We start from the raw sequence: 16,385 nt of genomic DNA on the forward strand, positions 1-16,385 counted from the left end.
TAGGTTAGTTCGTATAAATATATGATTGTTTTTTAAGTTTAAATCTGGTGGAAATATCTTCACATTAACTTCGAATTTTAATGTGCTGAGTTATTACTTTGAACTTCTTCTGCATGATTAGAAACTTGTTTATCTTTATCTTTAATCCAAACTTTTTCTAATTCTTCTAGTGTTTTACCTTTTGTTTCTGGAATGAATTTCCATACGAACAGGCCAGCTAGAATACTCATCAGTGCGTAAAATCCGTAAGTCATTGTACCGCTAATTTCCATCATAGATGGGTAAGTAGAAGTGATTGTAAAGTTTGCTAACCATTGTACTGCGACAGCTATTGCCATTGCGCCACTTCTAATTCTGTTAGGGAATATTTCTGATAATAGCACCCAGATAATTGGACCCCAACTCATCATAAATGATGCAGTATATATAACTAAGAATATTAAAGTTGTAATGCCAAACGCGCCATTAGCAGCGAGTGCACTCATTCCGATCATTCCAACTGCCATGCCAGTAGAGCCGATAATTAATAAAGGCTTACGACCAAATTTATCGACATATAATATAGCGATAACGGTGAAGATTACGTTTACTAATCCCATCACAACAGTTTGTATCATTGAGGTATTCTCACCTGCACCTAAATTTTCAAAAATACGAGGTGCATAATATAAAGCCACGTTGATACCGATGAATTGTTGGAAGATAGATAATAGAATACCGATAATAATCACAGTTTTACCAAAACTAAATAATGGTGCTTTTACATCTGTTAATTTATTTTTAGTTGATAAGATATCGTTTAAAACGTTTTGTGCATGATTCTTAGAAGAGTATATTCTATTTAATACTGTAAGTGCTTCAGTATTTCTATTATTTAAAGATAAATACCTTGGTGTTTCAGGTACTAAAAATAATAAAAAGAAAAATGCAATTGCTGGAATTGCTTCAGTCATAAACATGTAACGCCATCCGATTAGTTCAATCCAACTTTGAGATTGACCAAAAGTAATACCGTAGTTCACAAAATAAACGACTAACATACCAAATATAATAGCGAATTGGTTCCATGAAACAAGTCTTCCTCTTATAGAAGAAGGGGCAATTTCACTAATATACATTGGAGATATTGCAGAGGCTAATCCTACACCAATACCACCGATGACACGATATAGATTAAATGTTATCAGTAAACCAAGACTAGATTCACCCGGTTCAAAAAATAAAAACTCAGGATAGCCTGATAAAAGTGCAGAAACTATAAATAAAATAGCTGCTACTTGTAATGATTTTTTACGACCGAGCCGACTTGAGAAAATTGAAGATAACAAGCCACCAATAATACAGCCGATTAAGGCACTAGAAACTGTAATACCATGGACAAAGCTACCGTAATCTTTAGTTAAATATTTCTGGAGGGATTGTTCAGCCCCAGAAATAACTGCAGTGTCATAGCCGAATAACAACCCGCCAAGCGTTGCGATTAAAGCTATTTTAAAGATAAACTTCTTATTATTATAAGTTGACATATATCCATCCCCTTGATAAATCACTTAAATTTACTTAGTTTTTGAGTTACTGGTTGTGTAGCGTCATAGATTGTTTTATAAATATCAAATAAGTTGTGGTATGATTTACTATTTTCTTCAATAGGAGATACTTTTTGATTATATGTAATCCATGATTGACTCATTTCATTGAAAGTATCAAACCACGATTCACCCATGGCGGCTAACATCGCTGCACCATAAGCTGGACCTTGTTCTTCAGTTCTTGTGGTAATTGCTGCATCGAAAACATCTGCTTGGATTTGGAGCCACTCATGATTTTTTGCGCCGCCCCCGATAGAAACAATTTCCTTAATGTTAATACCGTTGTTTTTCATAATTTGAATGCTTTCATTTATAGAATATGTGATACCTTCGATAACAGAACGTTTCATATCGAGTTGTGTGGTATTCGCATCCAAGCCGATAAAGCTGCCTCTAACTGCCGCGTCATTATGTGGTGTACGTTCACCGAGTAAATAAGGTGTGTACATTAATCCATTAGATCCAACCTCAGAATCAGAAATCGCTTTTAAGAATGCACTAAAATCTTCATCAGGGTCTAGTAGTTGTTTTAACCATTCCAGACTATAACCAGCGGATAAAGTTACCCCCATAATGTATTTTTGGTCAGGTACACAGTGATTAAAGTAATGCACATTGCCATCATTTTCATAGTCAGCATTATTTTCAATAGATAGTGCGACGCCAGAAGTACCAATACTTACCAATTGTTTTTGTTCATCTGTGATACCAGAGCCTAAAGCGCCACATGCGTTATCTGCGCCCCCTTGATAGACATTGATATCCCAATCGATATTTAAAGATTTTTTCACATCTTCAGTTAATTGACCACTTTTTTGATGAGAAGCAATGATATCTGGACAAATAGATGCGTCAATATCTAAACTATTTAGTAGTTCAGTAGACCAATTTTCTTCTTTCAAGCTAAACATAATTGTACCTGCCGCGTCTGAAGGTTCTGTAAAAATGTTGCCAGTTAATTTATAAACGATATAATCTTTTGGCAACATAAATTTATGGATTTTGTTGTAATTATCAATTTCATTATTTTTCAGCCACATTAGTTTAGGTAATGTAAATCCTTCTAACACAGTGTTTTGTGTGAATTTCAGTAGTGCGTCGAGACCTAATTTATTTTTGATTTCCTCAACTTCATTAGAAGTACGTGTATCATTCCATAAAATGGCAGGTCTAATGATTGCACCAGCTTGATCAATAACCACTAGGCCATGCATTTGACCTGAAAAACTAATACCAGTGATTTCTTTTTGTGCATATTTGTTTAATAAATGTTTTAAACTCTCAATTGTTGCGTCATACCAGATATCTGGATTCATTTCGCTGTATCCAGATTTAGGATGCAGCGTATGATAAGAGACGCTGTATGAATCTACAACGTCTCCATTTTTATTAACAACAATAGACTTTAAGGAACTTGTACCAATATCTATACCGATTACATAAGTCATTTTTATCAGTCTCCATTATTAATGTTTAAAATATATTGATTCATTTGAGCTTTAATTACTTCTAAACGATCAGAAGTGTTATCAATCTCATTAATGTTGAAAGCATATTCCTCTAATTCTTTAAATGAAGTATTACCTTCAACTATTTTTTTACCAATACCTTCAGCAAAAGATTTATATTTTTCATCTACAATGTTTTCAAAGAAATTATCTTCAATCATTTTGTGTGCTACTTTTAAACCAAGTGCAAATGTATCCATACCAGCGATATGCGTTAAAACTAAATCTTCTTGTTTGAATGAAGTTCTTCTTGGTTTAGCATCAAAGTTTAAACCACCTGGATTTAATCCACCATTTTTTAAGATTTCGTACATTGCTAATGTTGTATCGTAGACGTCAGTAGGGAATTCGTCTGTGTCCCAACCTAATAGTGGGTGACCTTGGTTTGCATCTACTGAACCTAATAAATCATTATCACGTGCATATCTTAATTCATGTTGGAAAGTGTGCCCAGCTAATGTTGCGTGGTTTGCTTCAATATTGAATTTGAATGTTTTATCTAAGTCATATTTTTGTAAGAAAGCATGTGAAGTCGCAACATCAGTATCATATTGGTGTGTTGTAGGTTCTTTTGGCTTAGGTTCAATTAAGAATTGTCCTGTATAACCAATTTCTTCTGCATAGCTTTTAGCCAATTTTAAGAAATTAGCTAAGTTGTCTAACTCTAATTTCATGTCTGTGTTTAATAAACTTTCATAACCTTCACGTCCGCCCCAGAAAACAAAGTTTTCAGCGCCTAACTTTTTAGCGATTTCTAATGATTTCTTAACTTTTGCAGCGGCATATGCGAAAACTTCAGCGTTAGAAGAAGTTGCTGCACCATGTACAAAACGTTCGTGTGTAAAGTTGTTTGTCGTATTCCAAAGTAATTTTTTACCAGTTTGATCCATTTTTTCTTTAATAAGGTCTACAATGATATCTAAATTTTCATTAGATTCTTTTAATGTTGCACCTTCTGGAGCGATATCTATATCGTGGAAACAGAAATAATCAATACGTGTTTTTTCCATAAATTCGAAAATCGCATCAACTCTTGCTTTAGCTTTGTCCATGTCGTTTAAGTTATCCCAATCACGTTCAGCCGTACCAACGCCGAATGGGTCAGATAAGTCAGCTGTAAATGTATGCCAATAAGCCACACCAAATCTTAGGTGTTCTGCCATTGTTTTGTCGCCTACTTTTTCTTCGGGATTATAATATTTAAAACTAAAAACATTATTTGATTTAGGTCCTTCGTAATTTACTTTATCAATATTGAAATATGTCATGATAATCCTCCTATAACTAGTTGGTTAGTTTATTAAACAAACTAACTTTAGAGATAATATAGCACGGAAAATTATTTTTGTAAACGCTTTCTAAAATATTTCAAAAAATAACCCTTCTACAAAAATGTAAAAGGGTGTGTTTGTTTAGTTAGATTTTAATTGAATATCATCAATGTTTAATAATTTCTGCATAATTGCGATTGAGCCACCTAATAAGGTTGCGTGTTTCACATTCGTAGTAAGGTTGAGTTGTACGGAGTGAGTCGAATATTGATCTAGCTGTGTTTTAATCGAATCTAAAATAACAGGTAATTCATTGATTAATGTGCAGTTAACATAAATCATATCCGGATTAAATTGTGTATTTAAATTGTGAACTAATACTGCAATTTTGGTCGTAAAATATTCGATTTCTTGAATAACAATATCGTTATGTTGATGGTAAAGTTCAATAAGTTCTGGAAGTGATATATTTCGTTCAAATTGATTACTAATACTTTGAATTAATGCTTCTTGGGAGCAAATATTTTCAATTGTGTTGTATGTTTCACCGCTTTGAAGTACGAGCGTTTTACCGATTTCTCCAGCTTCGCCATTAGAGCCACGATATAATTTTTTATCGATGATTAAACCTGCACCAATGCCTTTGTGAATACTTAGAGCAATTAAATTTCTCATTTCTGAATTACTATGGATGCTTCTTTCATAAATTGCTGATAAGTTTGCTTCGTTTTCAATAATTACTGGAACTTGAGTCAGTGATCTTAACTCATCTGTAATGGAAATACCTTCACTTTCATGGAAGGGAAGGTGAATAATAGCTTGATTGTGATCTACAATACCGTGAATTGAGACAGACATACCCAACAAGCCATAGGAAGTATCATAACTTTCAGAAGTAGGTATATTTGTTTTTAATATAGCCAAGATACTACTCACTTTTTTGTCAGGTAAGTTATATGATTCATGTTTTAACACGGTACCATCAAAATAATTGTACATTAATTCTACAGAGCTATATGTTAAATCCATAGAAATATAATAACCATAATTTTTATTGATTTTTAGGAGGATTGGTTTGCGTCCGCCGCTTTTCGTACTATTACCTTCGCCCACTTCAATGACTAAGGATTTCTTTTTCAAAGCGTTTAATATATTAGAAATAGTAGCTTTATTGATTTCTAAATTCTTAGATATTTGAGTGCGTGAAATATTATGATTGTTGAAGATTTGTTTTAATACGCGTCTTTCGTTCATACTGATTTTTAAATTATTTTCCATTTTTTATTACCTCATATAAGTTTAAACAGGGTTTAAATGCGATTTTTGTCTAATATTACAACAGTGTAACACATTGCTCCAAAGTTATAGATTATAGATAAAGTTATGTTAGCGAGTAATATTAGTGATACATGTCTTATATTATATATTATAGTAGAGAGATTTAAAAAATGGTAATTGAAGATAAGATAAAACACAAAAATCATCTAAACATTTAAATGTTTAGATGATTTTATAGTGTCGACAAGATCTCCGACTTTGTTGGCAATCATTATATGCACTGCACGCTTTCCACAGGCACAGTCTGTAGTATCCAGTTAGTGATTTGAGCCGGCCCAAATCACTGTCATTCTTTAAAATATATTATAACCAATTATTCATTGTGATGTTTTAAGTTAATATTCTAAGCGTTTGAACAGTTTTAAACCTGCGAGATAACATACGATAGAGTAAACGAGTGTTATTAAAATAATAATTACGAGTTTAGTAAAGAATTCATTGATATTATTTGCTTCTTCATAGCTGTTAGGAAAGAAGTATTTAAATCCATGAATGAGCGGGGCAGCAGACATTATCATTAATAATATCACCACGCCAAGTATGTTAAAACCTGTTGAGAGTTTCATAGATAACATGATTCCAAAGAAAACAGCTATTAATGTAATCCCATAGATACCTATAATGCCTAAAATATCACTGTAGTTAATACTCGCAGAAGATGATAAAAAATCTCCCGAAGCATAATTGAATTTAATAATGTATGTAAAATATAAAACTTGAGAAGCAATGAACAATAGGATGAAATAAATAACATACATAGATAATAAAGCAGCTATTTTAGAGTTATAGAGATATGTACGGCTAATATCTTTATAAAAAATTAAACGACCAGATTCATATTCTTCATAAAAAAGAAAACTAATAAAATATGTAACTAAAATTAATGGTACAGCAAATTGTGATTGAGCAGCTAAAACGCCATAATAGAAATCTAGTCCGGTGAGTCCATTTGTTTCTCCATTAATTTGCATAAAGTTAGTAGGGAGGATGAGTGTAATTAAATATAAAAATGGATAAAGTGCAATTAAGTAAAAAATTAAAGCTGAATTGCGAGTGGATATATTACAAAATATATGTTTAGTAAGCATTTTCTCACTGCCTTTCAAATTCATCATAATGGTGATACAAATTATCTTGTTCGCTGACTGTATTTACTAATGTGTAATGATTAACTACATATTTCATAATATCGTTATACTCCGCAGAATCGATTTCAATAGAAATTTCATTCATAGAAATATTTTTGATTGTTGTAAATAGGTCTAATAATTCTTGTCTATGCTCAGGATAAATTTGTTCCTTAACTACAATTTTTAAAGCTTGGTCTTTGTTGTAATCAATATGATGAAGTTTGCCATTTTTTATAATCACGAATTTATCACAAACCTCGGATAATTCATTTAACTGGTGACTTGAAATAAGAAGCGCAATGTTTCTTTCTTCCACCCATGTTCTTAAAGCGCTAATGAGCGTTTTAACACCGTCAGGATCGAGACCAACAAATGGCTCATCCATAATTGCTAATTCAGGTTCATCTAGTAAACACATCGCCAAAGATAACCTTTGTTTCATACCAAAGGAAAAGTCTTTCACTTTTTTATTTTTAGTATGTGCAAGTCCAACAAGTTCTAGAACATTATCGATATTATCAAGATATTTTTCCTTATTATTTACTTTTAAGTAGTAAATCAAATTTTTTTTAGCGGAAAAGTGTTTGAAATAAACTGTATCAATCATAATGCCTACGTTTTTCATAACGTTATTATTTTTAAAAATATCTATACCATTTAAAGTGATAGATCCTGAAGTTGGTTTTTTAGACTTAGCAATAATTTTCATTAATGTAGTCTTACCAGCGCCATTTTTACCGATTAATCCAATAATATCGCCTTTATTAATCGTTAAAGAAATACCATCAAGCACATTAAATTCAGAATCTTTAAAGCGTTTATAAAGATTATCTATTTCAAGCATAATTACTACCTCCCTTTGTATAATAAAAATATCAGGTTTCATGATATTGAGAATAAAAGATAAAATTAAGTTTACTTAACTAGTATTAATCTATAAATAACACGTTTAAGGTTTATATTATATTTAATATAATGAATATATAAGGGGTGGTCAATATATATAAATACATATTTTATGAACAAATTATGTATGATGAATGCAATTAATTTACCAAATTTATATATTTTTCAGAATAAAACGCAACCTAGAAATATCAATATGTACTTCTATTAAACTGAGCTAAGTTACCATAGAGATATTTTTATATTTCGCTAATATTTTATGATTGACAAGTTATTTTCAAGAGCGTATTATATAAAAATGTACATGGGGTGTACTGTATAAATAAAAACACGCCACATATTGAAAAAATGGACGAATTCAAGGATTAACACGCTCCATAACGTAATATTTATAGCGTTTGGGATTATTTTCAAACTAATAGTACATGGGGTGTACATTTTTAAAAAAGAAAGGTAGATAGTAAATGTTTAATGAATTTAAATTTATATTTAGAAATAAAATGTTGATTGTATCTCTTATAGCCATAGCGCTTATCCCTCTAATTTATGTGGCACTATTTGTAGGCTCAATTTGGGACCCTTATGATAAGACAGATCAATTGGAAATATCTATTGTAAATCAAGACGAATCAGCCAAATTAAATGGTGAAAAAATAACAATTGGCGATGATTTGGTAGATGAATTAAAAGATAATGAGGATTTTAAATTCCAAACAGTTTCCGAGAAAAAAGCTGCACATGAATTGGAAAAAGGTAATAGTGTCGGAACAATTATTGTACCTAAAGACGCATCTAAAAATGCAACGACATTATTAGATGAAAATCCTAAAAAAATTAATTTAGAAACGCAAGTTAATCCGGGATCAAGTTACACGGGTAGTCAAACTGCTCAGAAAGCAATTGATACAGTAACAGACACAATTAAAGATGACATTCGTGAAAATTACTTAACTGAAATATTTGAGAGTACGAAAAAATCACAAGATGGTTATCAAGATACATCTGACGCACTTGGCGAAATGTCTAATGCAGAGTCACAATTAATTGATGGTAATCAGCAAGTCAGTGATGGCTTACAACAATTAGTCCCAGCCGTAGGTCAACCTGCACAGCAATTATTATCAGGTAATGACCAAGTTACTGATGGTTTAAATCAATTACAGGAAAATAATAATCAATTACAAGCTAAGTTAGATGAAGCAATCACGAGTCAGCAAGATGTTTCACTTGAAGATGACAATGAAAAAGCATTAAATAATGTGACAAAAACAAATGAAAATAATCCTACTGAGGCTGGCAATTATGGCGAAACAATTGTACCTTATATGGCGAGTGTAAGTTTATTTGTTGGAGCAGTGTCATTTAGTGCGATTTATCCTTTGAGAAAAACATTAAACAAAGGTGTTTCCTCAACTAAACAAGCGCTTGGTAAGCTATTACTTTATCTACTACAAGGTAGTTTATCAGCATTGTTTATGAGTAGCTGGGTTATATTTGCATTCAACATGTCGATTGACAACGTAGGACATTTCCTATTAGTGAGCTTCTTATGGGCTATTGCTGCAATAACGATTACGTCATTCTTAGCGTTATTCTTGGATAGAATTGGATTATTCTTATCCATGTTATTACTCATATTACAATTGAGTTCAAGTGAAGGTATGTTCCCAATTGAACTTTCAGACAGTTTCTTTAGATGGATTCATCCATTTTCTCCAATGTCCTATGCGATTCAAGGATATAGAGAAGCAATCTTTACCAATGCTGGACACTTTGACTTTAGTTTCATTGTAATACTATTAAGTGCTATTATTATTGGAATGATATTATTACAATTCTTAGTGCTATTATGGTTTAACAAGAGAGAAAAAGTTCCGTTTTCAGTGGAATTTAAGTAAAGCTAAAGCAATATAGGGGTGAAAAGTATGGAAAATGAAAACATCAATCAAACGATAGAAGAAGCCATTACCAAATTTCAGTTTGTTATGTTGCATTTAAATAAAGAAATTGTAGAAATGATAAAGGAAACAGGTTTAGGTAATTTTCTATCAAGAGAACAAATTGAAGCAATGAGAATAATACAAACTGAAGGTAAAGTGACGATTAATGAACTTGCAATGTTGCAAAATATATTTAAAACGGCAGCTTCTAAACGTATCGTTAAATTAGAAGAAATGGGCTACGTTGAAAGAGCCTATACAGATAATAAACGTATTAAATTAGTTAAACTCAGTACAGAAGGGGAGACTTTTTTAAAAAAGGCAAATTCAGTTATGATTGAAGCTGTTAAAGAACGTATAGGTGACAAATTCACAACAGATGAAGTACATGAGTTTGTAGACCAATTGGCAAGACTTAATGACGCATTTAAAGCACATAAAAACTGATGAAAAAGGCTCGTATACAATGCGAGCCTTTTTTGTTATTTTATTATTTATCATTTCAAACATATTTTGTTTAGAATGAATAGACTTAAATATTAACAATTAGTATAATTAGCATTGTAATTGAAGCGAATAAATAGAAATAGGAGGCGCACGATTATGATAAAAAGAACAACTGAACGCGTACTCACATGGATAGGTATTGCATTGCAATTAATTGGTGTAGTACTTATCGCAGTTTTCATACCAATGATAGGTAACAATGAGGTAAAAGAAACAGTCATTCAACAAATGATGGCAGATGATCCAAGCTTCTCATATGAAGATGGTACAAATATCTTCGGTATGTTGAGTAGTTTATTAACAGCAGGTTTGGTTTTATCTATAGTAATTTTAATCATTGCAATCATTGGAGCTATTCTAATAAATAAAAAAGCTAAAGCAGCAGGCATCTTACTTATTCTAGTAGGTGTTATTTCATTCTTAGGAAACTGGATAAATGCGGTATTATGGATTGTTGCAGGTGTTATGTTATTAGTAAGAAAACCAAAACAACCGATTCATGGCGATGGTGAAATGTATAATGACAATAAGCAAGACGCAGTGAATGAGCCATATGAAAGATCTAACTCTAATCAAGATCAAGATTTAAAAGACTTTGATGATTTAGATGGAAAACCGAAACAAGAGCAAAATGATCCATACAAATACTAATTAAACTCGATAATTAAATAAACCAAAAACAAACTAGGTTTCCATATGATTGGAAATCTAGTTTTTCAAATTACAAATATTATAGTCATATTCACATTCATAAAACCGTAAAAAATATGTTATATTTTAATAAAGAACTATTCTATTAAATTAATTGTTATCAGGGCTATTTTCTGATATTAAAATGGGGTGAAAAATATGATGATGGTAATTGGAATGCTATTACCTATTTTGGTAGTTGGATTTATAGTGATGTCAGTGTTAGAAGAGAAAAAAAGAAATCGCAAAAAATAATATATTAAGTATTGGAAAGAAACACTAATCTTAGAATGCTTAATTACAAAATAGAGCTAATTTCTTCGTGAAATCAGCAATTTAATTGAAGGTTAGGCTTACCTCTGAGTGAAGGAAGACTAGTGGAAGTCTAATTCTCGACTCAATATGTGGAAATTATAGCGTTTTAGCTATTCAAAGTTCCAGATGACCAAGTTAAAAAGAGTCTGGATTTCAGAAGCCTAAAAATGAAATTCCATACATAAAATATTTATAAAACAACGGATTGTTTAACGTGAAACAATTTGTTGTTTTATTTTTTTACGTAAATGTAAGGATGAAAAAAGATTTTATTAGTCAGACAAACGGTAAATTAATTAATATTCTGCTATGATAAACTATAATAATTAATTTATATAAGTCTAATTCATATATGATTTTGAACAAAGGGGGGCATATAATGAGTGAAATGTTGTATATTTTACAAACTGTACTTTTACCTATTTTTATCATGATTTTTTTAGGATTTATTTTACAAAAGAAATTCACTTTAGATTTAAAAACACTAGCTAAATTAAATATATATGTGTTTGTTCCAGGTTTTATATTTGTGAAGTTTTATAAAACAGACTTTGCTATAAAGCTTTTATTTTACATAGTTATTTTCTTTATTTTGTATATGATCGTCCTATATGTCATTGGTAAACTGTTGTCTACTATTCGTAAAACAGATAAAGGGGAAGCTACAACGCTGACGAATAGTATTCTGTTTTTCAATTCAGGTAATTACGGCGTTCCAGTTAATGATTTAGTTTTTAAGGGCGATCCATTGGCTATGTCTGTGCAGGTTATTGTGTTGTCATTACAAAATATATTCACTTTTTCATACGGGATTTTTGCGATTCAGTCATTGCAAATTGGGAAATTAAAGGCGCTACTTGGATATTTTAAAATGCCAGTTTTATACGCTTTGGTGTTAGCTATTATTTTAAATTATAATAATGTGCCAATCCCAGAATTTATTTGGACGCCAGCAAATTACGTAGCGGATGCAATGATTGCTATTGCGTTATTATTGCTAGGTGCTCAAATTGCGAATATTAAATTCAGCTTTAAATGGTCAATTTCTTATATTTATATATTTGTGAGATTAGTTATTGGCCCACTCATTGCTTTAGTGATTATTAAGTTACTTGGTTTAGAAGGCGTGATTGCACAAACATTATTTATTGCTTCTGCTATGCCAACATCGGTAAATAGTTCAGTTATTGCACAAGAATATGATAACCATCCAGAACTTGCTGCACAATTGGTCTTTTTATCAACATTACTAAGTGCAGTAACAGTAGTCATCGTCATCTATTTTTCTAGAATTCTATTTTAAATATCTAGTCAACATTTTGGGGGCCGGAATACGAAATCAAATTTTGATTTCTGTTCCGTTCCCTTTTTTTTTTAGAATTTTGATTTTTTTATCGAACGTGTTATAAATAGGTCGTATATCACATATTACGAAATAAAAATTTAAAATCTATTTATAAAGGACCGATTAAATTGACTGATGCAGTGTTAGGTATCGATATTGGAACAAGCTCCGTTAAAGTAATAGCAGTAAATAGACAAGGTAAAGTTTTACAGAGTGCAAGCGAATCTCTAGATATCATACAGCCACAAAATGGGTTTAATGAGCAACATCCAGAAGCGTGGTTTGAAGCAACTAAACAATGTATTAAGCGATTAATGGTGACAGATGAAGTTAAGTATATGCATATTAGCGGACTATCACTTTCAGGACAAATGCATAGTTTAGTGATATTGGACGATAATGACGAACCACTAAGAAATGCCATTCTTTGGAACGATACAAGGACTACACCGCAATGTGAAGTTATTAAAGAAAAACTAGGTGATTATGTGTTAGATAATCCTGTATTAGAAGGTTTTACACTTACGAAATTATTATGGATAAAGGAAAATGAACCTGAACATTGGCGCAATACTAAAGTATTTTTATTACCTAAGGATTATGTTCGATTCAAATTAACTGGCAAGTTAAATATGGAATATTCAGATGCCTCGAGTACATTATTATTTGATCATAAGTGCAAAGCTTGGGATGAAAATATTGGTAAACAATTTGGTGTTCATAATATTTACCCTGAACTTGTAGCTTCACATAAATTAGTAGGCTATATGGACGACAAGATAGCAAAAGAACTCGGACTAAATGCGCAAGTGGCTGTTATAGCAGGCGGTGGTGATAATGCATGTGGAGCGCTTGGTGCGGGAATGATTAAAACGAATGAAACACTCTGCAGTATTGGCACTTCAGGCGTGGTTTTATCATGTGAAAGTGAAAAACATACGGAATATCGCCGAAATATGCATTACTTTAATCATGCATTAGAAGATATGTCTTATGTTATGGGCGTGACACTTGCTGCAGGAGACAGTTTGCAGTGGTTACGCCGAAATATATTAGGACATTTAAGCTATGATGAAATTATTACTGTGGCAAGCCAATCACAGGTTGGCAGTAATGGATTATTATTCACACCCTATCTATCGGGAGAACGTACGCCACATGGGGACTCCAACATTAGAGGGAGCTTTATAGGTTTAAGCGCCTTACACAGTAGAGGTGACATGGCACGGGCAGTTATTGAAGGTATAACTTTTTCTTTATTCGAGTCGATAAAGTATTTACGCGATTGTGGTAAAGATATTCAACATATCGTGTCTATCGGTGGCGGTGCAAAAAGCGACTTTTGGTTGCAATTACAAGCGGATATATTTAATACTGAAATTAGTAAATTGAAATATGAAGAAGGACCTTGTATGGGTGCAGCAATCTTGGCTGTATATGGTCTAGGATGGTATGAAAGTATCGAAGCGGCTACAAAGCAATTTATACGTTATGAAAAATCTTTTAAACCAGATAGTGAGAAGCACAAACAATATATGCTGTATTTTGATTTATATCAAAGTGTATACCGACAAACTCAAAGCCTTACAGCTGGTTTACTAAAAATTTCTAAAGCTAAAACATAGTTACAAGTTGAATTATTTAAAAATAAGTAATAGTATCGACTTTAACACTTAGAAATCAACTTAAATTATAATACCACTTGAAATAATCAATGGAATAGGTTAAGTTGTATGTAATAATTCTTCAACACATATTTAATAATTATTATAAAAAATCAAATAGCTTAAATAACCACTGGAAGTGCCTTGCATAAGGCTGAGACCGAAGTAGTAACTTGGGAATTCCTTGAACCTGATCCAGTTTGTACTGGCGTAGGAAAGTGGCGTTATAAACATGCGAATTCGTTAATCCAACGTCATTTTTCTTACCAGAAAAATGACGTTTTTTATTTGGAGTGAAAACATTGTTTATAGCAATTACACAGTATAAGTATTTAAATTCAGTAGACATTAAGCAGTATATCAATATAGCGCAGTTTATAGACTATTTAATTATCAGAACACCAATGGAGACGACTGAATTGATTGATTGGGTTAATTTGCTTAGCCAATCCGGCTTTCCTAAAAGTAAAATAATTATTCATGACAATTTAACTGTATTAACACGATGCAAGTTACGTGCGATTCATTTTAAAGAAAAAGATGAACGCATAGCGGATTTTAAATGTAATCATCCTGACATCCAAGTCAGTATGTCTACACACGACACAAAACATATAGCGCAAGCAGAAGCATTACAGTTAGCTTTTGTCTTATATGGACATATTTTTAAAACCAGTTCTAAACCGAATCAACATCCAAGAACAGAAAATGAAATAAATAAAGCGTTAAAATTCAATATCCCAATTATCGCGTTAGGTGGTATCAATACACAAACTTTAAAAGAGCTACCTAATGGATTCAAAGGCATTGCAGGGATTTCCATTTTTGCGCAACAAAACATAAATGAAATCAAACAGCTGAAGGAGGCTTGGAAGACGTATGTATGATGTCATAATCATTGGCTCCGGTGTAATGGGTATGTCAATCGCAAGAGAATTAAGTAAATCAGATATCAAAATTGCTGTGATAGATCGTGATATACCAGGGAAACATGCTTCATTTAAAGCTGGAGGAATGCTTGGTGCTCAAAATGAATTTACTGAAGACAGTGATTTGTTTCATATAGCGCGAGAGGCTCAAGAAATGTTCGAGCCACTGAGGGATAGTTTGCTAGATGAAGTAGGCCTAGATATTGAATATCTGGATAGTGGTTTAATTAAACTCGCAAGTAGTATTGATGATAACCCAAGTGTTGAAAAGCAATACAAATTTCTGCATCAATACAACCGAGCTGTGGAATTATTGCCTGCAAAGTCACTGAAACAAAGAACGAATGGCAACGTAATATCAGACAATTTATCCGCGATGTATATACCGAATGATAATCAAATCAATGCCAATAAGTACACGAAAGCATTATTAAAATCGTTAGAACAACGAGGCATTCATCGTATTTACAACACAGAAGTTAGTGAAATAACACCATTAAATCCGGGCTATCGTGTGGTAACGCATACAGATGTGTTAACTGCGGAAAAGGTAATGGTCGCTGGAGGAGCTTGGAGTGGGAAATTATTGAGCCACTACATGCCAAACAGTAGTGTTACAGGAGTTAAAGGTGAAGTGTTACTTGTAGAGCATCCCAATCTGTCTTTAGAAACAACGTTATTTACTACAAATGGTTGTTACGTTGTTCCGAAAATGAAAAATCGTTATTTAATTGGAGCTACAAGTTACTTTGATGATTATTCAGTAGGCGTCTCGCAATTAGGGAAAAAATGGTTGTTACAACAGGCTACGACGCATATTCCTAAATTAAGAGCAGGTAAATTAATCAATCAATGGTCAGGCGTTAGACCTTATACCTCAGGTGAAAAACCCATTATGGATGAAGTAGCTAAACATTTATTTATTATTTCAGGACATTATCGCAATGGCATTTTATTATCACCTTACGTTGGAAAATGGATGAGCAATTGGATTCAGTATGATCGTAAGCCGGAACAATTTGCAGATTTTATAATTGAAAGGGGTAAGACCAATGAAGTGCATTATAAATGGTGACAACTTTACTTTTGATAAGACATTAAGTATTCAGGAAGTGATTCAAGAACTAGATTTGGATGAAACACGTATGATTGTGGAACATAATGACCAATTAATTCAGCGAGAACAGTTTTCAAAGCATAAGGTTACGGATGAAGATCGTTTGGAATTATTAGAATTTGTAGGAGGCGGATAA

The 16,385-nt window shown here is 32.2% G+C and carries 14 protein-coding genes and 1 riboswitch; of the genes, 8 read left to right on the forward strand and 6 right to left on the reverse strand.

What is annotated here, in order from left to right:
- Positions 1-77: 77 nt before the first annotated feature.
- From xylE to AAA453_RS02230, 6 genes are all read right to left on the reverse strand, one after another.
- Positions 78-1,526 (reverse strand): D-xylose transporter XylE, encoded by a 1,449-nt coding sequence (gene xylE, locus AAA453_RS02205; RefSeq protein WP_427705948.1) that lies wholly within the window; start codon positions 1,524-1,526, stop codon positions 78-80.
- A gap of 20 nt (positions 1,527-1,546) precedes the next feature.
- Positions 1,547-3,037 carry a xylulokinase gene (xylB, locus tag AAA453_RS02210; protein ID WP_427705950.1) on the reverse strand — a complete coding sequence of 497 codons (1,491 nt, stop codon included), beginning with the start codon at positions 3,035-3,037 and terminating at the stop codon, positions 1,547-1,549.
- Positions 3,038-3,042: 5 nt separating this feature from the next.
- The gene (xylA, locus tag AAA453_RS02215) at positions 3,043-4,365 is read right to left on the reverse strand and encodes a xylose isomerase (protein ID WP_427705952.1); all 1,323 of its coding nucleotides are present in this window, start codon (positions 4,363-4,365) and stop codon (positions 3,043-3,045) included.
- 144 nt (positions 4,366-4,509) lie between these two features.
- Positions 4,510-5,646 (reverse strand): ROK family protein, encoded by a 1,137-nt coding sequence (locus tag AAA453_RS02220; RefSeq protein ID WP_427705954.1) that lies wholly within the window; start codon positions 5,644-5,646, stop codon positions 4,510-4,512.
- Between the two features lie 395 nt (positions 5,647-6,041).
- A complete protein-coding gene (locus AAA453_RS02225; protein ID WP_069818105.1) occupies positions 6,042-6,794 on the reverse strand; it encodes an amino acid transporter in 753 nt (250 codons plus the stop codon).
- 4 nt (positions 6,795-6,798) lie between these two features.
- Positions 6,799-7,680, reverse strand: coding sequence for an ABC transporter ATP-binding protein (locus AAA453_RS02230; RefSeq protein ID WP_427705956.1), 882 nt, complete (start codon positions 7,678-7,680; stop codon positions 6,799-6,801).
- A 526-nt stretch (positions 7,681-8,206) separates the two neighbouring features.
- Here AAA453_RS02230 and AAA453_RS02235 point away from each other — a divergent pair.
- From AAA453_RS02235 to thiS, 8 genes are all read left to right on the forward strand, one after another.
- A complete protein-coding gene (locus AAA453_RS02235) occupies positions 8,207-9,640 on the forward strand; it encodes a YhgE/Pip family protein (RefSeq protein WP_427705958.1) in 1,434 nt (477 codons plus the stop codon).
- A 27-nt stretch (positions 9,641-9,667) separates the two neighbouring features.
- Entirely contained in the window at positions 9,668-10,129 is a 462-nt protein-coding gene (locus AAA453_RS02240; protein WP_069818108.1) for a MarR family winged helix-turn-helix transcriptional regulator, read from the forward strand.
- Positions 10,130-10,285: 156 nt separating this feature from the next.
- The gene (locus AAA453_RS02245; RefSeq protein ID WP_427705960.1) at positions 10,286-10,840 is read left to right on the forward strand and encodes a DUF4064 domain-containing protein; all 555 of its coding nucleotides are present in this window, start codon (positions 10,286-10,288) and stop codon (positions 10,838-10,840) included.
- A gap of 733 nt (positions 10,841-11,573) precedes the next feature.
- Positions 11,574-12,497 (forward strand): AEC family transporter, encoded by a 924-nt coding sequence (locus AAA453_RS02250; protein ID WP_427705961.1) that lies wholly within the window; start codon positions 11,574-11,576, stop codon positions 12,495-12,497.
- A 170-nt stretch (positions 12,498-12,667) separates the two neighbouring features.
- The gene (gene xylB, locus AAA453_RS02255) at positions 12,668-14,164 is read left to right on the forward strand and encodes a xylulokinase (RefSeq protein ID WP_427705963.1); all 1,497 of its coding nucleotides are present in this window, start codon (positions 12,668-12,670) and stop codon (positions 14,162-14,164) included.
- A 164-nt stretch (positions 14,165-14,328) separates the two neighbouring features.
- Positions 14,329-14,437, forward strand: a riboswitch (TPP riboswitch).
- A gap of 59 nt (positions 14,438-14,496) precedes the next feature.
- The gene (locus AAA453_RS02260; protein WP_427705965.1) at positions 14,497-15,090 is read left to right on the forward strand and encodes a thiamine phosphate synthase; all 594 of its coding nucleotides are present in this window, start codon (positions 14,497-14,499) and stop codon (positions 15,088-15,090) included.
- Entirely contained in the window at positions 15,083-16,207 is a 1,125-nt protein-coding gene (locus tag AAA453_RS02265) for an NAD(P)/FAD-dependent oxidoreductase (protein WP_427705967.1), read from the forward strand. The genes AAA453_RS02260 and AAA453_RS02265 overlap by 8 nt, the downstream gene beginning before the upstream one ends.
- A complete protein-coding gene (gene thiS, locus AAA453_RS02270; protein WP_069832732.1) occupies positions 16,185-16,385 on the forward strand; it encodes a sulfur carrier protein ThiS in 201 nt (66 codons plus the stop codon). Before AAA453_RS02265 ends, thiS begins: the two co-directional genes overlap by 23 nt.

The organism is Staphylococcus parequorum, from assembly GCF_039237145.1.
In the GTDB taxonomy this organism is placed as follows: Bacteria; Bacillota; Bacilli; order Staphylococcales; family Staphylococcaceae; genus Staphylococcus; species Staphylococcus equorum_A.

Excerpts from the sequence above, each read along its gene's own strand:
- AAA453_RS02250 (WP_427705961.1), top strand. The coding sequence starts at position 11,574 with ATGAGTGAAATGTTGTATATTTTACAAACTGTACTTTTACCTATTTTT.
- AAA453_RS02220 (WP_427705954.1), bottom strand. The coding sequence starts at position 5,646 with ATGGAAAATAATTTAAAAATCAGTATGAACGAAAGACGCGTATTAAAA.
- xylE (WP_427705948.1), bottom strand. The coding sequence starts at position 1,526 with ATGTCAACTTATAATAATAAGAAGTTTATCTTTAAAATAGCTTTAATC.
- AAA453_RS02235 (WP_427705958.1), top strand. The coding sequence starts at position 8,207 with ATGTTTAATGAATTTAAATTTATATTTAGAAATAAAATGTTGATTGTA.
- xylA (WP_427705952.1), bottom strand. The coding sequence starts at position 4,365 with ATGACATATTTCAATATTGATAAAGTAAATTACGAAGGACCTAAATCA.
- xylB (WP_427705950.1), bottom strand. The coding sequence starts at position 3,037 with ATGACTTATGTAATCGGTATAGATATTGGTACAAGTTCCTTAAAGTCT.
- AAA453_RS02265 (WP_427705967.1), top strand. The coding sequence starts at position 15,083 with ATGTATGATGTCATAATCATTGGCTCCGGTGTAATGGGTATGTCAATC.
- AAA453_RS02225 (WP_069818105.1), bottom strand. The coding sequence starts at position 6,794 with ATGCTTACTAAACATATATTTTGTAATATATCCACTCGCAATTCAGCT.
- thiS (WP_069832732.1), top strand. The coding sequence starts at position 16,185 with ATGAAGTGCATTATAAATGGTGACAACTTTACTTTTGATAAGACATTA.
- AAA453_RS02230 (WP_427705956.1), bottom strand. The coding sequence starts at position 7,680 with ATGCTTGAAATAGATAATCTTTATAAACGCTTTAAAGATTCTGAATTT.
- AAA453_RS02240 (WP_069818108.1), top strand. The coding sequence starts at position 9,668 with ATGGAAAATGAAAACATCAATCAAACGATAGAAGAAGCCATTACCAAA.
- AAA453_RS02245 (WP_427705960.1), top strand. The coding sequence starts at position 10,286 with ATGATAAAAAGAACAACTGAACGCGTACTCACATGGATAGGTATTGCA.